General features: G+C 52.3%; 14 protein-coding genes. 6 read left to right on the plus strand and 8 right to left on the minus strand.

The genetic code is table 11. The annotated features are described in order from the left end of the window. Nucleotides 1–280 precede the first annotated feature (280 nt). Entirely contained in the window at nt 281–2,284 is a 2,004-nt protein-coding gene (locus AC0YOB_RS21610) for a beta-propeller fold lactonase family protein (protein ID WP_475794533.1), read from the minus strand. Beyond that, the gene (locus AC0YOB_RS21615; protein ID WP_475794755.1) at nt 2,241–4,256 is read right to left on the minus strand and encodes a hypothetical protein; all 2,016 of its coding nucleotides are present in this window, start codon (nt 4,254–4,256) and stop codon (nt 2,241–2,243) included. Before AC0YOB_RS21615 ends, AC0YOB_RS21610 begins: the two co-directional genes overlap by 44 nt. A 282-nt stretch (nt 4,257–4,538) precedes the next feature. Between AC0YOB_RS21615 and AC0YOB_RS21620 the strand changes: the two genes are divergently transcribed. The 5 genes from AC0YOB_RS21620 to AC0YOB_RS21640 all read left to right on the plus strand — a co-directional run bounded on the left by AC0YOB_RS21620 (nt 4,539) and on the right by AC0YOB_RS21640 (nt 8,353). Continuing rightward, entirely contained in the window at nt 4,539–5,564 is a 1,026-nt protein-coding gene (locus tag AC0YOB_RS21620) for a permease (RefSeq protein ID WP_475794534.1), read from the plus strand. A 24-nt stretch (nt 5,565–5,588) separates the two neighbouring features. Beyond that, on the plus strand, nt 5,589–6,485 hold the full coding sequence (locus AC0YOB_RS21625; RefSeq protein WP_475794535.1) for a TIGR03943 family putative permease subunit: 897 nt from the start codon (nt 5,589–5,591) through the stop codon (nt 6,483–6,485). A 110-nt stretch (nt 6,486–6,595) separates the two neighbouring features. Continuing rightward, the gene (locus tag AC0YOB_RS21630; RefSeq protein ID WP_379114097.1) at nt 6,596–6,826 is read left to right on the plus strand and encodes an alpha/beta-type small acid-soluble spore protein; all 231 of its coding nucleotides are present in this window, start codon (nt 6,596–6,598) and stop codon (nt 6,824–6,826) included. A gap of 169 nt (nt 6,827–6,995) precedes the next feature. Next, nucleotides 6,996–7,772, plus strand: coding sequence for a polysaccharide deacetylase family protein (locus AC0YOB_RS21635; RefSeq protein ID WP_475794536.1), 777 nt, complete (start codon nt 6,996–6,998; stop codon nt 7,770–7,772). Between the two features lie 62 nt (nt 7,773–7,834). Beyond that, nucleotides 7,835–8,353 carry a YhcN/YlaJ family sporulation lipoprotein gene (locus AC0YOB_RS21640; RefSeq protein WP_475794537.1) on the plus strand — a complete coding sequence of 173 codons (519 nt, stop codon included), beginning with the start codon at nt 7,835–7,837 and terminating at the stop codon, nt 8,351–8,353. A gap of 134 nt (nt 8,354–8,487) precedes the next feature. Here AC0YOB_RS21640 and AC0YOB_RS21645 read toward each other — a convergent pair whose 3' ends face one another. Further along, nucleotides 8,488–8,898, minus strand: a complete 411-nt coding sequence (locus tag AC0YOB_RS21645) for an O-methyltransferase (protein ID WP_210038364.1) — start codon at nt 8,896–8,898, stop codon at nt 8,488–8,490. Between the two features lie 249 nt (nt 8,899–9,147). Here AC0YOB_RS21645 and AC0YOB_RS21650 point away from each other — a divergent pair, with 249 nt between their 5' ends. Next, a complete protein-coding gene (locus AC0YOB_RS21650; RefSeq protein WP_210038363.1) occupies nt 9,148–10,407 on the plus strand; it encodes a methyl-accepting chemotaxis protein in 1,260 nt (419 codons plus the stop codon). Nucleotides 10,408–10,493: 86 nt separating this feature from the next. Here the strand turns inward: AC0YOB_RS21650 and AC0YOB_RS21655 are convergent, their stop codons facing one another. The 5 genes from AC0YOB_RS21655 to AC0YOB_RS21675 form a co-directional block, all read right to left on the minus strand. Next, a complete protein-coding gene (locus AC0YOB_RS21655) occupies nt 10,494–13,937 on the minus strand; it encodes a glycosyl hydrolase (RefSeq protein WP_475794538.1) in 3,444 nt (1,147 codons plus the stop codon). A 171-nt stretch (nt 13,938–14,108) separates the two neighbouring features. Beyond that, complete coding sequence (locus tag AC0YOB_RS21660) at nt 14,109–15,614, minus strand: sulfatase family protein (RefSeq protein ID WP_475794539.1); 1,506 nt, start codon at nt 15,612–15,614, stop codon at nt 14,109–14,111. A 17-nt stretch (nt 15,615–15,631) separates the two neighbouring features. Next, nucleotides 15,632–16,501, minus strand: coding sequence for a carbohydrate ABC transporter permease (locus AC0YOB_RS21665; protein WP_475794756.1), 870 nt, complete (start codon nt 16,499–16,501; stop codon nt 15,632–15,634). Between the two features lie 6 nt (nt 16,502–16,507). Beyond that, on the minus strand, nt 16,508–17,455 hold the full coding sequence (locus AC0YOB_RS21670; RefSeq protein ID WP_475794757.1) for an ABC transporter permease: 948 nt from the start codon (nt 17,453–17,455) through the stop codon (nt 16,508–16,510). Nucleotides 17,456–17,518: 63 nt separating this feature from the next. After that, the gene (locus AC0YOB_RS21675) at nt 17,519–19,090 is read right to left on the minus strand and encodes a type 2 periplasmic-binding domain-containing protein (protein ID WP_475794540.1); all 1,572 of its coding nucleotides are present in this window, start codon (nt 19,088–19,090) and stop codon (nt 17,519–17,521) included. Between the last annotated feature and the right edge of the window lie 37 nt (nt 19,091–19,127).

Genomic DNA, 19,127 nt, shown 5'->3' on the forward strand with positions numbered 1-19,127 from the left:
TGCACCAGTATTAGAGTGTGTCCCGTAGGGACGAAAACGAGCTTAGCATGAATCAACTAACGCGCGGCTGTGTCCCTCCCACGTTATTCCGGCCCCGAAGGGGCATCTGGTACCACGGGTGCGCCAGTATTAGAGTGTGTCCCGTAGGGACGAAAACGAGCTTAGCATGAATCAACTAACACGCGGCTGTGTCCCTCCCACGTTACATATTTCCGGGAGTCCAGAGGGGCGGCCCCCTTTGGGGTCCCTCCTCAGGAGGGATTTAGGGAGGGGTCCACCTTTACTGCAGCTGCTGCAGATATGCAACCAGGGAGTTTATTTCCTTGTCGCTCAGCCCCGATGTCTTACCGTGCTTGTCGCCTGCGCGTTCAATCACGTCCTTGAGAGTGGCCGCGCTGCCGTCGTGCAGATAGGGGGCTGTCGCGTAAACACCGCGAAGCGTCGGCGTGTCATAGAAGCCCCGCACACGTTTATTCGTAAAGGCTGCGCGGGCGTCGCCGGCATAATCGATGTCTGCTGGACTGACAGTGCCGACATTATGGAGAAAATCCTTATTGTCTGTCGTTAACGCTCCATTGCCGTTAACAGCTTTCACGCTGTCAGTCATCACATCTGTAGCATGACAGGTGATGCATTGCGCCTTCCCTTCGAACAGCTGCTTGCCTGCCTCGGCCTCGGCCGTGAGCTGACCGTCCTCCGTCCGGTAAGGACTCAACGGTACCGGGAAAGCATCCGGCATCCGCATATAAGCCTCGAGAGCGTCAAAGAGCTTTTGTGTCTCTGCCGGGTATGGCTTGGCAGGGTCTACATCCGACATTCCGCCCATTTCTCCTTGAATGGTGTGAATATAATCGCCGAAATCATCGCGGCTGCCGTCCCACATAAACACGCCGGTCTCGAACGCCAGGACATTGCTCGGCACGTTCCGCGGACCCTTGGAAGTCGTCAGCGTCAATGAATCCACCTCGCCGTCCGAGTGGCAGGACACACAGCTCATCCAGTTGGAGCCGGTTAACGGAAAATCATCCGAATTGGCGCTGTAGAACAAGGTCTTGCCCAGACGCTGCTCGGCAGTCAGACGATCCTGGTGGATTAACTTCGAAGGCTTGCCATCGACGTGCGCTTGCCCGCCCTCTTCGGCTCCGGGAAGCGCAATAGTTGTCATATCATGCGAATTGACATTATGAACATATAAAATGCGGCCATCCGGTGACATGGTCATGCCGATCGGAAAGTCTCCAGGCAGATGGCGGATGATTTGACTCGCCCGGCCGCCCCGGGCCAGATCAAAGACCAGAAGATCCTCGCTTCCTCCCATCAGCACATAGGCCTTGTTCCCATCCGGCGAAAACAGGATATCTGTCGGATTGGCAACGATTGTCGATTTTCCGAATTTATCCTGGACGTCAATGGAGTCGAACAGTTCCTTGCGGTCCTTGCCGTTCTCCTTATTCGCGCTCAGATCCAGAACCGACAAGGAGGGGAAAATCACTTCTTCGAACTGAATCGGCGTATCCGTATTGGTTAGCAGATGGGCTTCCCAGGCACTCTTCCCGTCCGGAGACAGACGAATCTGCTCGACAGTATTAGGCGTTCCCTGGCTTTTCTTGCGGTCCTTCTTATCCGGAGAAGCGCCAAGCTTGATATCTGCTTGCTCAGCCATGGAGGACGTATCGAACACATGGGTTTTGGCGCTCAAATATTCAGCTGCATAGAGCTTGCTGCCATCTCCGCTCAATGCCAGCGCTCTTGGATTATCGCCAGCGGGCAGCTGCTTGATGATGGTCCGCTTCGCCGCATCAACCACGCTAACCGTGCCCGAACGATAGTTGGTGACATATAGACGCGAACCATCCGGGCTGCTCACAATACCATAAGGCTCTATTCCTGTCTTCAGCGAACCAAGCACCTTGCCTTTCTCTATATCGATCCATTCCACACTGTTCGCATAGCGGCAGGTCACATACAAGGTTTCTCCGTCTGGAGACAGTGCCAGCTCACGCGGCTCTTTGCCTACCGGAATTTCTTTCTCCAGCTTGCGGGTTCGCGCATCAACGATGGAAACGGTATTGGCATCGCCATTAGCTACATAGATAGTCCTGCCATTTTCGCTCATCACAATACTGCTGCCTGACTGCGGGCCGACAGGGTCTTCATTCTCTTCCCCGGAGCATGCAGATAAGAAGAGCAAAACGGCGAGTGCAGATGCACCCGCCGCCAGCCTCCAAGCAAGCGATGGATTATTTCGAGATCTCAACCGGAAGAAGAACCGGGGAAATGCCATTGTCACCATGTCCCTTCTGAATCTGAGGCACTGTGTCCCCATCGGTATTGCCGGAGTCATCGCCTTCTTTATAAAAGTCGCCCGTATCCCAGAATTCGCTCGCCTGCATCCCTTCATCAAGCGCAGGTCCATCGATCACCTGACGGTAGAAGTCGACATAACGCTCCTGGATCGCGCTTTGTTCAAGCGCTTTGGGCGCATCGCTTTCGCTGCCCGTGTTTTTCAAGTGCAAAAGTGCGAGACGCAGCATAGAGGATACGCCGCCTGCGGCAAAAGCATCATAAGATGCCTTGTCGCCATTGGTTTTATAAGCTTTGATGCCGTCATCCCACAGCTTGCTGTCCATCGCCGCATAAAGATGGCGGGCAGCATCGCGGTATTTCTCGTCTTCTGTTGCCAGGAAGGCCGAGGTCAAACCGCGGATCGCGCCTTCTTGAGCAAGCAGCGTGGTGTCTTGTCCGGCTTCATCTTTGGCTGTGTCATAACTGCTCACGGCAAGGCCATCCTTATTGACAAGCGCGGACAATATGAAATCTGCCTGCCTGACAATCATTTCTTTGGCCTCGGCCCCTGCCGCTGTTTTCAAGCCTTCAGCCGCATCTCCATTCGCGTAGCCTACAGGCAAGCCGTCGATCGCACGCTCGAACATGCGCAGCGCCTCTATCGTATAACCCGCCTGGAACGTATCCACAGCCGTTCCCTGCTTGCCGCCGTCAAAGGACGTGACCAGCGTACCGGCATCGTTATTCCAGTGACGCGTCTTGATATTATCGAATACGGCAAGCAGAACATCGCTGGCAATGGTAAAGGGATCATTGGAGATGACATCGTTGCTTGGATCGCTATCGGTATTGGCTGCAGGCGCCGCAGGGAACGGATCCCCGTCAAACACGCGGGCAAATGCCGGATTGCGGTTGGGGTTATCCGTACGCTGGTCGGTCATCCCGTAAAATTCCGAGGTCGGCCACAGCATCAGCCACTGATCCTGCAATGAACTGCTTCCATCGTTTACCTTCAAGCCTTTTACATTCGGATAATCCTTGTCCCCGTTCTCCTCAACGTCAATGGCATGCGGCAGATAAACATTGGTCGCGTTCTTGCTTAACGCACCCAGTCCTTGCGAAGACGGATCATAGAACAGATTGCCGCGCACATACTGGAGCTTGTTCCAGACTTCCTCGGTCAGGATCATCCCCTGCATGCCGTCAACCGAGCTGACGCCCAGCTTCAGCCCCTGATCAGCTTCCGGTCCTTCTGCAGCAGTGGATGCATCCACTTCCTCATCCGACTCCGCATTGTGCAGATTGCCAAGAAAATCGCCGGCCCATAGAGACTGCTTGAGCATCGTTGCGCCATAAGCGGCTGGAACAAACTGCTTCTTCATTTTGTCGCGGTCCCAGCGCAGCGAGCTGAAATCCACTTGGTAATTAGGAATATAGGTGCCATTCTCGCCGTCGGCGTATTTGCCGGTATCGACCTTCTGCGCGTAATGGGGATCGCCTGCAGCATATTCAATGAAGGTCGGAAACATATTTTGCTGAATCTGATCCGCCGGCTGTCCTACACTGTCTGCCATCTTCAGGAAGCGCGAAGCAAGCAGTTCATTAGGCGATTGGCCGGCTTTCTTGGCCTCGTCCGCTACAGCAGGGCCATTTGCCAGATGCAGCCCCATGCCGGATTTCTCCACCACCTCGTACATCGCTTCCTCCGAGTACTCGTAGGATTCGATCCCGGCTATGTAATCGAATGCCGTTGGCGAATCCGGCTTCCCGGCATCCAGAACATCCAGATCCAGTCCAAGCGATTCAGCCAGAGGCTCGCCGGATAACTCGAATTCCGCATAGGCAAACATGTTCCCTGCCGTGTCGAATGAATAATCCTTTACATTAACCTTCACGCCATCGCTGCAGCCGGTAATCGTTAACGCACAGGCAAGCATCGCTGCCGTAATGCTATATCCTGTTTTTTTCATTTTCTTTTTACTTATCATGACCGCTGTTCTCCCCAATCCGTTACACTCATTATCATCTATCGAGCAATAATGAGAATCATTATCAACGTTAGTGATTGTACCTCTTTGCTCCTCATTTGGCAATGACTATTTTTGATATAACTGTCAAATCAACTGGGCAGATTTAAATCCGGCCCAGCCGTTTTTGCAGGCGTGGTCAAATAACTTTATGAAAGGCTGTCCTTCATAAGGCCAAGCCTGCATATTGTATAAGAACGGAAGTTTAAGGGGGGAGTTTGTCCTTTGAGAATCATCTATAAATGGGGTACGCCGCTGCTCGCTGCCGGCTGCCTGGTGATACTTGCCCGCATATGGACCAGAGACGGCCTTACGGATCTGATCCTAACCAATCCATCGATACAATCCTTTAAAATATTGTTCATCAGCATCATCCTCGAAGCCTTTCCCTTCATCCTGCTTGGGGTGCTGTTCTCGGCCCTTCTGCAGGTGTTTGTCTCTGACAAAATGATTGCCAGGCTGACGCCTAAAAACCCCGTCGTCGGGGTGCTGTTCGGAAGCTTGCTGGGACTCTTGCTGCCTTTGTGCGAATGCGGCATGATTCCGGTAGTTCGCCGTCTCATACGCAAAGGCATGCCGGCCTACATAGGACTTGTATTTATTTTCGCAGGACCGATTATTAATCCGGTCGTATTTACTTCGACCTTCACCGCCTTTCGCTCTGAGCCTCTTATGGCCTACTCCCGAATGGGGCTGACCTTTGGTGTCTGTGTGCTGCTGGGGCTGCTGCTGTACCGTTTTCTCCGTAAAAACCCGCTTAGGAGCGCTCACCCTTCGTCTATTCACCATCATCATGAACACAGCCATAATCACAACGAAAGAAGAAACGGGCTGCGCGGACGGATCAGCGCTACATTCGCACACGCATCAGATGAATTTTTTGATATCGGCAAATATTTGATTATGGGCGCATTTATTACCGCTGCCATGCAAACTGCGCTCGACCGTCAATTATTGGACTCGATCACCGATCAACCCTTCGTTTCCCATATCTTTATGATGGTTCTTGCTTTCGCCCTGTCCCTTTGCTCCACCTCGGATGCGTTCGTTGCTTCAAGCTTCAGCGGCCTGTTCTCGCCCGGCGCACTGCTGGCCTTCCTTGTATTTGGACCTATGGTCGATCTCAAAAGCACCCTTATGCTCTTCTCCGCCTTCCGCACCAAGGTTGTTCTGACGATTATCGCGTTCTTGTTCGTCGCTGTGCTGATGGGTTCCATGGTTATGGAGAAACTGGTTTTTTATCCATCCTGATAGTGAAGCAAAGGAGCGTCCCCCATGACAAAGGAAGATAAGATCACGATCATTCACCATCTGCTGCGCGCCATGATCATGACCGGCTTCGCCCTGTATATAATCGATCTTGTACGCAGCGGCAGCATAACGCTGTATATCGCGCCGCGCATGGTTCTTTATGTCAAGCTTTCGGCAATCGGCTTATATGCAACAGCCATCTATTTGCTCTATTCCGCCGTTCAGGTATGGGTCGGCAATCGGACGGCTGCCCATGACTGCGATCACGAGCCATCTCTTTCGGTTATCAAAAATACGCTCATCTACGGCCTGTTCGTACTCCCGTTGATTATGGGATTCCTTTTGCCGGACACGATGCTTGGAAGCACTGCAGCATCCAAAAAAGGCATCAGCCTGAACGGCACAGGAAGTTTTGTGATGCCGGAGAATGCGGAGGCGAAGCCGTTCCCTGATGATTCTGCGGACAACACAGACCTGGATGCGCTGTTTCCCGCGGATGAATACACGGCTGCCTATGCCCGGCTCGGCAAAAGGCTGTATGGGCTGAACGAAATTGTAATTCCCGAGAAGCAGTATATGGAGACGCTGACTGCGCTTGACCTGTATCGGGATAATTTTATCGGCAAAACGGTTGAAATCAGCGGGTTTGTCTACAGGCAGGAAGGGATGGGACCGTCGCAGCTGGCCGTCAGCCGGTTTGCGATGAACTGCTGCTCCGCAGACTCCTTGCCATACGGTCTGATGATCGAAAATCCGCAAGCTGCAGATTACGATGACGATGTCTGGCTGAATGTGCGCGGCACCGTGACTGTGGGCATTTTTGAAGGAAGCCCGATCGTTATACTTAAAGCGGCGCAAATCAAAACGATCACTCCTCCTTCCATGCCTTATGTCTACCCGGATTATGAATTTGACCTCTGAGCGCCAGATGGTTGGCTTGAATTTTAGAGGATTGAAAAAAATCATTTTTATTCTGCATAAAAGATTCCAACAGGAACATAATAAGGCTCAAGAAAGCTTAGGAGGTGAATATAATGGCAGGACAATCCCGCAGCAGCAACCAATTAGTCGTACCTCAATGCAGCGCAGCTTTGGACCAAATGAAATACGAAGTGGCGCAGGAGCTTGGAATCCAAATTCCGCAAGACGGCTATTACGGTTATATGGCTACCCGCGATACAGGAGCATTGGGTGGATACATCACCCGCAAGCTTGTTCAAATCGCGGAACAACAATTGGCAGGAAGCAACATTCGCCATTAGGATTCGCCAATACCGAAAAATGCTGCCCGGCTCAGCGAGGCAGCATTTTTTTTGTGTTTCCGGATTTCCTTGCTTAACTTAGATGTATGCGAAACCGGTATTTTTGAAACATTAAAGCTTATCGTCAACACATGTGGTGAATGATGCACATTGCAAAGGATGGAGATTCATGCTCGTACACAAATATCTGCTGGGGATCGTAAGCCTTTCGATGCTGCTGTTCGCAAATGAAGCTGATGGCGCAGGCGCACCATTCAAGAAGGACCGTTTTTATTATGAGAAAAAAGGAGAAATGATCTGGGAGGTACAGACGAAGCAGAGAGTGATGGCGCTCACCTTCGATGACGGGCCGGATCCCGTTCAAACTCTGGAAATTCTCGATCTGCTCAGGCAATACAATGCCAAATGCACTTTTTTTGTTGTAGGCAAAAGAGTGAAGCTGTATCCGGATATTCTGAATCAGATTTCCGCCGAAGGGCATGAGATTGCGAACCATACCTATAACCATATTTACTTCAGAATCCCGTCATCGGAAAGAATAGTCCGCCAGGAAATCGAGAGCACGGAAAATGAAATATTCCAGGTAATCGGCCGCAAGTCGGCGTTATTTCGTCCACCGGGCGGCATGTATGACGATACGATCGTCAAGGTCTCCAATAAAATGGGCCTTTTTCCTGTCATGTGGTCCTGGCATCAGGATACACGGGACTGGAGCCGGCCAGGCGTTCAACGGATTTTGGACAAGGTGCTGGGAAATGCCAGAAACGGGGATATTGTGCTTTTCCATGATCATGTCCAGGGGAAATCGCAAACCGCTGCCGCATTGAGAGTCATTCTTCCGGAGCTCAGAGCCAGAGGCTACCGCCTGATTACCGTTTCCGAATTAATGAAATATTCCGTGGCGGAATCAGGCCGCAAACAGGCTGCCATCAAAAATTCCAAATGAAATATTACCAGCATGGTTTTGATGTTCACCGCGAATCCTATCTTCAGGAGGTGAAAAAACCAATGTATAGGATATCCGCAATGCTGGTTCTTTCCTTGTTTCTCGTTATGGCCTCGACCGGATGTACAGCGAAGCATGACAAAGTAAAAACAAATAATTACAAAACGCAGTCCACCACGGATAAACGTATGCTGATGAAAGAAACGCAACCGCAGCAAAAGCAGCATCCGCGTGCTTCTGCAAACATGACCACGGCCGAGAAAATCGCCAAGCATGTTTCCAGCGTTCATGGCGTGGACAGAGCAACTGTCATTCTTAACAACCGCGACGCCGTTGTCGGTGTCGCTGTCAAGAAGGGTGTCCACACCGAAATGGTGAAGCGGCAGGTGAAACAAACCGTTGAACGGGCGGAGCCGGGTTATGCCGTTCACGTAACGACGGATGGACAGTTATTTTCCCGCATCAAGAGCCTTCAGAATCAAATGCTGCCTATGGACGGCCATCCTGTCCGTAATTTCTCGGAAGATGTAGGAACCCTCATCCGGGACATGGGACGCACAATAACAGCGCCGCTTCGTTAATGAAAAAAATGCTGCCCGCTTATTTGCGGAGCAGCATTTTCTTAAATGGATAATAAGTCTACGATTGAAGAAGAAACTTCGCCGAAGATCGACGATAGCTGTTTTTTTGCTGGGGGGCATCCCCTGAATATATGCTATGGAGCATCACGAAGCGCCTGCTGTGAATATTTCGGCTGGTAGCGAAACATGCCATTGGCCAAATTGTAATTCGATTCAAAAAGAATACTTGCCGACCAAGCGCCCGTGCTCGACCTTACTGAAAAATCATACAAAATTTCACCATGTGTCCAATTCCGTTTAAGCTTCAGCGAGTCTATTGCCATCTGGCGAAAGGACTGCACCTGGGAAGCGGTCATACCCTGCTCTGTTTGGCCGATTTCACCATTCTTGCTCTCAATGGGATTGTGCCTGACTCCGTATTTGCCGACTGCATTATTCCGAATATGTATAAAAACAGTCCCTGCAACAGCCGAAATCAGCTCTTCTTCCAGCTGTCTGAATACATAATCCACTTGCCGCGCCAATGACATCGTTTCCAAACTCATAGTAAACCCCCTCCTAAATCCTTATTTTCTTGAAGCTTACAAATAATACATTAGGCCTATTATAAGACAGCTTTATGGTTCCTTCAACATATTTTTACAAAACCATTACAGCGAAAAGCCTCGATTCAGCATTATTACACAATCCTTACTTAATTCTTTCGACTTAGTACGATTGCATTAGACGAATATAGACAAAATTCTCCATTGTGAATATAATGAGATTATTCTAATAAAGAGGAGCCCTGCCTCATGCAATGGTTTTATTCATTGTCCATCCGCAACAAACTTCTGATCGGGTGCTATTCAATCGTCGGCATTTTCTCGATCGCCTTGCTTTTGGGATTGATCATTACAGGCAGCAGCTTACTCCTTGGGCTCATCATCATTTTAGTCGCGGCAGCGATTACGTATCCCCTTGTGAGTGTGATCGAGAGAGCGCTTACTTCATCTATTGACGAAATCTCTTCCATTGCCTTTGGCATAGCCAAGGGAGATTTTACCCAGAAGGTTGACGTATCCTCATCCTCCTCTCTGGGACAGCTGGGCCATTCCTTTAACAGTATGATTGACAAGCTGCGGGAAATTTTGAAGGACACATCCAATATTTCCCGCATCGTGAACGACACCAGCCGGAATATTTTTGACAAGAACAAGGATCTGAAGCTGATCATGGAGCAGGTCGCCTTATCGGCCGGAGAGCTTGCAACCGGAGCTAACGAAATTTCCGGGGATGTGGCGGATATGGCTGAGTCAATCCGGGAAATCGAGGACAAAGTGGCCTCATACGCCCATTCCACCAAGGAAATGAACGAGAAATCCGAACAAACGCTGATCCTGGTCGAGAAAGGCCGCAAAGCTGTAGACAGCCAGACGGTCGGCATGCAGCGCAATGTGGAAGCGACCTCTACAGTTGCGGCTACAATTGAGGAGCTGGCCCGCAATGCGGAGGGCATCTCGTCGATAACGCGCACAATCTCCGATCTGGCCGAGCAGACGAACCTGCTTTCTCTTAATGCTTCGATCGAAGCGGCGCGCGCCGGTGAGCATGGCAGAGGATTCGCAGTTGTCGCACAGGAAGTGCGCAAGCTGGCGGAGGAATCGACCGCCTCGACCAAAGAAGTGTTCAACCTTGTCCGCAGCATCGATTCCGGAGTCAAGCAGGCTATCGAAAATATTAAAATCAACGAAGAAGTCGTTAAGCTGCAAACCCATATGCTTCAGGAATCGGAGCATATCTTCTCCGAGATTGTCGCCAGCGTTGATTTTATAACCAAGCAGATCTATCAATTCTCCAGCGAAAGCGACCAAATGCTGGAGGGCTCCCGTAAGATTTCAGGAGCGATCCAGAATATATCCGCAATCACCGAGCAGTCCGCTGCCGGTACCGAGCAGGTATCCGCCTCCATGAATGAACAGATTGGCTCCGTGCAGGCGGTTGTCGACGAGACCGAAAAAATGCAGCAGATGGTCGTTCAGCTTCAGCGTACCGTATCGATTTTCAAAATATAGACAAAAGCTGCAGTCAAAACCCCCTTCTCTCCGCGCTCCGCGAGAAGGGGGTTTTTTCGTACTCAGCCGCCGGCTGCTTGAGAGGTTCAGGGAACTAAAGGCTGCAGCTTGTGCTCCCTGTAATCAAAATACGCTCCTTCGAGCAGCCCCACCAGCGTATTCGTTACATCCACCTCTATTGTATTGCCTTCGGGTCGAAGCTGAGCGGAGCTCGCCCTCCAGCGGTAGGGCGACCAGGATTGTACGCCCAGATCATGACCATTCAGTCTTATCTGAACCGAAAGTGTCGTTTCCCAGTCGGCAAACTGTATATCTATCTCATCCGTCCGGGCAGGCAGGCTCATATCCAGCTGTCGGGTGAACCGCAAGGCGCCTGCATAATACGGAAAGCCCTCCGTGTAGTGATGAGGGAGCGAAGCCGCTGTCCGCGGTACAGCAGTCATCACCGGAAGCGCGGAATCCTGGGTTGGCTGGAGTTCGGCTCCGAATGACCCTGCCAGATAAATCGCGTCGAGCAGCCCGTCTTCATCGCTCGATATTCGAATGCTGACTGAAATTTCATTGCCGCCAACGCGCAGCAGCGAAGCAATATCGCTGCTGATGTTCCGGTAATCATACAACTCGGCAGCTCGAAACTGATCACGGCGAAACGACGTTCCATTAACCATCAGCACCCACTCGCCTGAGATTGCCAGCTCATCCATGACAAGCGAGCATTCGGCAGGAAGAGCTGTCACAAGCAATCTTGTACGATAGGTTACGTCAAGTGGATAGTCCATTCCTACTTTCATCGGAGTGCCGAAGGATTGCCGGAATGCTACAGGAAGAGCCTGAACGGCGGCCAGATCCTCGCATTGATCGATGAATGTCTTGACCCCGACAAGAATTCCCTCTTCCTCACCAGGCAGATGCAGAGAAAACCGGTCCAGCCTAATCATGTTCGGACCAAGCGGTTCCACAATCCACTGCGCTTCCGAAGTGATGCTGATGGACGATTCCAGTACAGGATTGTGCGGTTTTCCAGAAATGCATTCCGGGGCTTCCCGCTTCGCGGCAGTATGCTCCTGCGGCCGTTCGAATGCACCGCTTTCCGTTTCCCTCCCCGGACGGTGGTTTCGATTACCGGCTATCCCGCTCACCCGTTCCTTCTGCACCGCCAGGATCAGCCGTGATTCATAAGGCGCAAGCATAAGCCTAACTGCTGCTGCTCCGCCGCCAGTCTGGGATGATTCGTCCGGCCGCGCATTCCAATCATATTCCGGGTGCGAGATATAAGGTTCATTGCCCACCTCGCCTGTGATCAAATCCGCCGGAAGCAGAACCATTGCTTCCCCATGGACATGTCCGCCCCGGTCCGGAAGAAGCTCCGCATCCACCCTTAATATAAACGAAAGCGGACGGCCTTCCTGATTGGTCAGGAAAATCATCCCCGTATCTTCTTCGAGCCAGCGCGTCTGCATGAGCAGCGGAAGATGTTCGTCTGCCGAAGCCGCCTTTACCGTTACTGCTTGCGGGAGACATTCATCCAGCAGCCTGGTCACATGGTCCAGCACCGGCTGAAATGGCCCCGAAGTGCCGCACGGGATAAAATATACGGAACCGGTTGCTTCCTTCCGGTATCCAATCCGGCCGGAATCCTGACTCTCTGCCGATCCCGTTCTGCCCGATTCCCAGTATCCGGTGCGCGGGGATTGCTCTACCCCGAAGAAAGCCGCTGCCTCGTCTTCCGAGGGGCTATCCACTGCGATATGCTCATATGGGAGCAGCCCCATCCCGATCACTATGCCTCCCTGTGCAGCGAAAGTCTTCAGAGCCTTCCATGCTCCCGCTTCCAGATTCGTAACCGGCGGCAGCAGAATCGCTTCATAACGGGCATGACCGATTGTGACGACGCCCTCGTTAATGTCGGCTTCCTGGAGCAGCTCGGGATCAAGATGGTCGAAATCCCGGCGTGTCTCCAGCAGATGCACCGACAGCGCCTTCCAGTCCCCGTGAAGACGTTCCAGTCTCCGTTTTTGCTCCTCATCTTCACCCGCATATTTGAATCCATGCAGAGGATTGCCCATATGCGTCCAGAAGCTTGTTACCGGGTCCAGCACCGCGATCCGAATGTCTGCAGCCCCCTGGCTCATCATATAACTGAGTCGGCCTGTATAATCGGCAAGCTGCCGAAAATATGGCCAATAAGGATTTTGCAGAAATTGGGATGGAGGCGCGTCATGCTTGGAGAGGCCATCCAGCGTATAGAAGAACGCGTGAAAATTAAACAGATTTGTTCCCAGCGCGGCCAGCCGGTCGATCATCCATTTGGCATCCTGCAGCGTCATGGACCAGCCTACGCTATGAAAGCATTCAATCAGATTCCGCTCCCTTCCCAGCTGACGGGCCAGCGAGCTGACCATCTTCGGGTTATAACGCATCTCCCCCGCATACCTCTCCAGCACCCAGCGCAGCGGCCGTCCCAGCTTTTCATGGGCCGAGTCGCCGCCTGTAATGTGGCTGTACCTCTGTGTCGTCATCCGTACCGATGGCGCCTCGGCCACATAAGCAAGTCCATGCTCCCCGCACCAATCATGAAGCTGCTGATGATAGTTGGAGCGCAGCAGCAGATGAACCGTTTGAAAATAATCGTAACGGATCCGCGCGCCATCCGGACGATCCGGATACAGAAGCGCATGCAAATGATCCCGAAGCTCATAGCCATGCAGCTCTTTGAAAGCTGCCGGCAGCTGCGGCGACCAAGGGATGCTGCCCAGAAAACCCGTCTCGTCCCCGAAGAACCCCTTAATGGGGTCACCGAACAAGTCGCCTACATGGTCGGCATACTTCTCATGGGTCAACCGGATGAAGGATTCGACAGCCTGACGGTTTCCGGGATCAACAAATGTCCCGTAATATTTGAAATCCTCCAGTTCCTTCTCCAGAAACAAAATGAGCTCCCATTCTCCGTCCGGAGCGTCCCAGACCAGCTCGTAAGCGGTTCCATAACTAAAGAAGCGCTTGCGGTTATACGCCGTGAGCCCGGCTTTTTGGAAGATGCGTCGTGTCTGCCTGCTGCCTATTGATCCGCGGATATCGACGGCCTCATCCCAATTCAATTGGCCTCCTTCACCAACCGGTACCGCCTGAGCGGCCAATATCCGCGCCCAGAGCAGTTCCTCCCGGACGCTTCGCCCGCCCTCTGCTCTGCGGGTAATGGTCTCCAGCGTATAATGCTTCGCTTCCGGATGCAGCAGGGTCACCTCGCCGCCCGCAATGCCGCTGGGGTAGGGATATTCATCGTAGAGCCATGCCTGAAGCCCAAGGCCTGCGGCATACTCCACTGCCAGACGAACCTTCTGAAACCACTGTTCAGACAAATAAGGCACTTCAAGCCCCTGGCGCGGGCAAATAAAAAATCCCCCTACGCCTTTGTCCGCCATCTCCCCGATCTGCCTCTTGATCTGATCATCCGCCATTTCTCCATTCCAGAACCAGAACGGATGAATCCGGTCTTCCGCATGCGGATGTTTAAAACGGCTCCAATCCATAAATTCAAGCCTCCTTCGTATGAACAATCAGCTTCTTCTAAAGGATCGGTCAAATAACCGGGCTGCGCTTGTGGAAACGTCATCTGGTATTCGCGGGGCTATAAAGCTTATTATGCTTCTCCCGGACTATTTCCGTCTGCACCGCCGATTCATCATCTTCTATGCCCGCATTCACCCCAGAGAGGCGTATCCATGGCGGTCATAAAAAAACGGTCCCCTCGACCAGACGCTTGCCAGATGAAGCAGCAGCTCCGTCTTCAGCTGTTCGCGAACCGGCTGGTACTCCGCTTCAGTATAAACATTATACCATTCCTGGGGGTCAGTCCGGAGGTTATACAATTCTCCGTGCGCCTCATCCACCCGCTCGATGGCATCCTCAATCGTACCGGATAAGTATATGATCAGCTTCCAATCCCGCTTGCGCCACATATAGCAGGGAGCCGAATGAAGTCCTTCCGCCCCTTTGCCGTGAAACTCACTGAACGTTCCCCGGCGCTTGCGCTCACCCAGAAGATCAAGTCCCGGCAGAATCGGGTTCCGCGGCAATCCCGCTAACTGACTGAGCGTTGGCACAAGATCAATCAGCTCGGCCTGACGCTCATCAACTGTACCGCGTTTATCCCCGGGTATCACGGAACCGGACAATATGAGCGGCACTCTGACGCTGGAGTCGTACAGACAGTACTTGCTGAAGCGGTATCTCCGCTCGCCGAGCATCTCGCCGTGATCCGACAGAAATACGATCAGGGCATTGTCCAATCTTCCCTGGCGCTCCAGCGACTCCATCACCTGGCCAAAATAATGATCCAGCCAGCTGCAATTTGCATAATAACGCAGTGTAGTCCGTCTGCGCTCAAGCGGACTCATCGCTTCCCAGGCTTCGCGTCTCTCCAGATACATTCGCCGGCTGCCTGTATTCACGCCGTCCGTAGCCGACAAGTGCGTTCCCTCCTCGTCCTCCCATGGCGGCTGCGGAATATCGGGAATGTCCTCAAGCCGGTACAGATCCTCAAATTCCTGCGGCACATTGAACCCGGCATGCGGCTTCAGAAAGGACAGATAAAGGAACAAGGGACGATCCGGATCGATGCCGCCGTCCAGAAAATTCAAACACTGCCCGGCTACCCAGCCGTCGCGGTGCTGCTCCATCGGTATTCCGCTCGTTCGGCCCATATAGCCTAGCGCATTCTCTTCCCCGCTGCCGTAAAGAGCCGTTTCCTCGCTATAAGCCCGCAGCCCTTCCGGATCATGGTCTCCCATCATCACAGCTCCGTCCTCATAGTGGCCGCTCTCCCGGGAAAGTCCGACCGAGCGCACTTCAAAGCCCCTCGTAGGCGGAACGGGATTCCGGTGTCCATGGTTCCAATGCGTCTTGCCGAATCCTGCCGTCTGGTATCCCGCCTTGCGCATCAATTCGGGCAGCGGCTCGGCAGGTAGCTTGTCTTCGTCGTAGAGACCTCCATGATTCGTCCGCACGCCCAGTTGGGAAGGATACAGACCAAGCATCATGGAACTGCGGCTCGGCACACACATCGGCGCCTGACAAACCGCCTGGTTATAGACAATACCGCTTTCGGCCAGCTTGTCGATGTTCGGTGTCTTAATTGCCGGATTATACAGACCGTTGCAATCCCAGCGCTGCTGGTCGGTCATCAAAAAAATGATATCGGGTTTCATACGCTTCATCTCCAAACCTAACCTTTTATAGAACCAACCATGGCTCCTTTGGCAAAATGCTTTTGCAAAAACGGATAAACCATAACTATCGGGGCAATCGCCACAACAACGGCAGCCATCTTGAGCGATTCTGAGGGCGGAACCTCCACAAACTCTCCAGGAGCGGCCAAATCCGTATTGGAGGCATTCAGAAGCATATTCTGCAGCAGAACCTGGATCGGCCAGCGGGAGGAGTCATTCAAGTACAGCAGGGCGGTAAAAAATTGATTCCAGAAGCCCACTGCATAGAACAGCCCGAATGCCGCCAGAGCAGGAAGCGACAAGGGAAGCATGATCGAGAGCCAGGCCCGTATCTCGCCGCAGCCGTCAATGGCAGCCGATTCTCCGAGCTCCTGCGGCAGACTGTCGAAAAAGTTTTTCATCAGCAATATATTCCACCCTGTTGCCATGGCCGGCAGAATTAAGGACCATAAACTGTCAAGCAGGCCCAATTGGCGAATAAGAATAAAGTTCGGAATAATACCCGGACTGAACAGGATGGTGAGCAGGGTAAGCAGCATCAGCAATCTGCGTCCCATCAGCTTCTTCCGGGAAAGGGCATAGGCGAAGGATGAGGTAACAGCCAGTGAGCATACGGTGCCGACGACCGCCAGGAAGGCGCTGTTGCCGATCGAGCGCAGGAACGCATCTGTGGATAACAGATAACTGTAGGCGTCGAATGACCATTTGGACGGGAACAGGATATAGTCCTTGGTCAGCAGCTCCGTTGAATCGGTGAATGAAATAACAACTACGTAATAGATCGGGAAAAAGGTGAGGAGCGCCATCAATCCCAGCAGGCCTCCGTTAATCAGACGGAAAAGCCGATCCGTCATCCTCGGTCTGATCACTTGTTAAAACACCCCTTCCTCGCCGAATTTCCTGGCCACTTTATTTCCAATCAGCACCAGAGCAAGCCCGACGAGAGATTTGAACAGCCCTGCAGCCGTGCTGTAGCTGAATTGGCTTTGCTTGATCCCGAGCCGGTACACATAGGTGTCGAATACCTCGGCCACATTGGATACGGCACCGTTATACATGAGGAAGATCTGTTCAAAGCCGACATCCATCATGTCGCCAAGCTTCAATATAAATAACACCACGATTACGGAGCGAAGGCCAGGCAGCGTAATATGCCACATTTGCCTCAGACGTCCGGCACCATCCATCTTCACAGCTTCATAAAGGCTGGGGTTGATTCCGGCGATTCCCGCCAGAAACAGAATGGTTCCCCATCCGGCCTCTTTCCAGATGGATTGAAGGGTCACCATCAGCCAGAAGGCATTCGGATTCGTAAGCACGCCCAATCGGGGTCTTCCAAGCGCCTCCAGAATATCGTTAACGAGTCCTTCGCCTTTGGCGAACAGGAAGAACGTCAGACCTGCGATAATGACCCAGGACAAGAAGTGGGGCAGGTAGATTACCGTCTGCACGAGACGCTTGAACAAGACGCTCCGCAGCTCATTCAGCATCAGCGCAATCAGAATAGGCAGCGGGAAAAACAGAAACAGGCTGAGCAGATTAATGGCAATCGTATTGCGGAACAGCATCCAGAAATCCGGATTGGCAAAAAAACGTTCAAAATGCTTCAAACCTACCCAAGGACTATGCAAAATTCCGGCGAAGGGCGAATAGTCCTGAAAGGCGATGACAATGCCCCACATCGGCGCATACTTGAACAAGATCAGAAAAAGAATTCCCGGCAGGGCAAGCAGGTACAGGGATCTGTCCCGATACAGCCTCCTGCCGAGCCTGCCCCATTTTCCTGCCTGATTCCGTAATTCAGGCCCGGCAGTATTCATTGCCTTCATGCCGCTATCCTCCTTATGGACCGTCAGCTTAAGGGTGAAGCGGCATCAGCCGTCTTACTGCCCGGTACGCTGCTTATAGGCTGCAGTCATTTCTTCGGTCATCTTCGTTACGCCGGCATCCTGCTTCAGTGCGGCTACAAAATCATCCCAAGCTGTAATCGGCTCGTTGCCCAAGATGATTTTTGCTTTTAAATCCTGGATTTTTTTGTTCAAATCCGGCAGAATTTCATTGGCGGTCTCCGATCCCAACCCAACCGTCGGGTCGGCAGTGCTGCCGGTTTGCGCATCCTCCACCTGTTTGAAGATTTTGAGCGCCTCCGTCTCCTCGGGTGTGGAGCCAACGGTTTCGGCAGGGAGCAGTATATTGACGATCTGATTAAAATCCGACGCATTATCTTTTGTTCTCTGATCGACATCGATCACCTTTTGGCCATCCACCAGATTATAATCGCGGCCTTCAATTCCGTACTTCTGAATTTCGAACACTTCAGGATTCATCCATGTATCGATCAGCTTCAGAATCCGTTTCATCTTATCCTCCGGCACGGATTTCGCTATGGCCAGAATCCCGTTAAAGCCCGTACCTTTTGGTGTATAACCGTCAATCGAGGTCACCGGGTAGAAATCGGCGAATGAAAATCCGGGATCGATCTTCTTCAGATCATCCGCATATACATGCAGAGTACCTGTCTTGTCCACAATGATGCCGGCCTTGTTGGACTTGAACAGATCCCGGCTGTCCGTCAGCTTCAGCGACAACAGGTCCTGCGGAATCAGCTTTTCCCGGTAGGCCTTCGCCAGATATTCCAAGGACTCGCGCACCTCCGGCAGAAAAGCGGAGTATACGAGCTGCTGCCCGTCCCATTTCCAGCTGCCGTTCACACCCGTAAAGGAGTTCTCAACCGCCCCAAGCACCGGACCGAGATTGGTATCGTTGGCATCCAGATAAGCCGCGATACCGACCGTATCGGCTTTACCGTTGCCGTCCGGGTCCTGATCCGTGAAAGCTTTGGCCACCTTATACAATTCTTCTGTCGTGGTTGGCACCTGCAAGCCTAAGCGATCCAGCCAATCCTTGCGGACGATAAAGAAGCTCTCTCCCTCTTCCGGACGCGGGCGGGGAATCCCGTAGTTGTTTCCGTCTGCTTGTTTGGTTACATTCCATGCGTTCTTGGAAATGCCGTTTGAGAGATTGGGGTAATCCTTAATATAAGGGGTGATATCCCAGAATGCGCCCTGCACAACAGCTGTACGAAATGCGGTAGAGAACGGGTCATTCACCATCAAGAGATCCGGCAGATTTCCGGAAGCCAGCGTCACATTCAGCTTCTCGGTGTAGATGTTGTTGGATACCCATGTAATCGACATTTTCGAATGGGTTGCTGCTTCAATAGCGCGCTTGATCACGTTATCGTCGGCCGCGGGCGGCGTGCTTGGCGTAATCGTCTGAATGGTCAGCTCAAGCGGGGCTTCGCCTGTCGTATTCGCGCCTTCAGCGCTTCCGGCATCAGAACCGGTCTTGCCGCTGCTGGAGCAGGCGGAGAGAAGCAGAGCGCCGATTAACGTCAGAGATACCATAAAAAGCCGAAGACTGGGGTTGCCCCTCGGGGCTTGTTCGTTATACATGTTCATTTCTCCTCGCGATTAATTTCCTGTTGGCCTG

Source organism: Paenibacillus sp. JT31N17 (assembly GCF_056269255.1).

Coding starts and splice junctions, on each gene's coding strand:
- AC0YOB_RS21615 (WP_475794755.1), bottom strand. CDS start 4,256: ATGAAAAAAACAGGATATAGCATTACGGCAGCGATGCTTGCCTGTGCG.
- AC0YOB_RS21645 (WP_210038364.1), bottom strand. CDS start 8,898: ATGAGTTTGGAAACGATGTCATTGGCGCGGCAAGTGGATTATGTATTC.
- AC0YOB_RS21640 (WP_475794537.1), top strand. CDS start 7,835: ATGTATAGGATATCCGCAATGCTGGTTCTTTCCTTGTTTCTCGTTATG.
- AC0YOB_RS21625 (WP_475794535.1), top strand. CDS start 5,589: ATGACAAAGGAAGATAAGATCACGATCATTCACCATCTGCTGCGCGCC.
- AC0YOB_RS21660 (WP_475794539.1), bottom strand. CDS start 15,614: ATGAAACCCGATATCATTTTTTTGATGACCGACCAGCAGCGCTGGGAT.
- AC0YOB_RS21675 (WP_475794540.1), bottom strand. CDS start 19,090: ATGTATAACGAACAAGCCCCGAGGGGCAACCCCAGTCTTCGGCTTTTT.
- AC0YOB_RS21610 (WP_475794533.1), bottom strand. CDS start 2,284: ATGGCATTTCCCCGGTTCTTCTTCCGGTTGAGATCTCGAAATAATCCA.
- AC0YOB_RS21655 (WP_475794538.1), bottom strand. CDS start 13,937: ATGGATTGGAGCCGTTTTAAACATCCGCATGCGGAAGACCGGATTCAT.
- AC0YOB_RS21670 (WP_475794757.1), bottom strand. CDS start 17,455: ATGAATACTGCCGGGCCTGAATTACGGAATCAGGCAGGAAAATGGGGC.
- AC0YOB_RS21650 (WP_210038363.1), top strand. CDS start 9,148: ATGCAATGGTTTTATTCATTGTCCATCCGCAACAAACTTCTGATCGGG.
- AC0YOB_RS21635 (WP_475794536.1), top strand. CDS start 6,996: ATGCTCGTACACAAATATCTGCTGGGGATCGTAAGCCTTTCGATGCTG.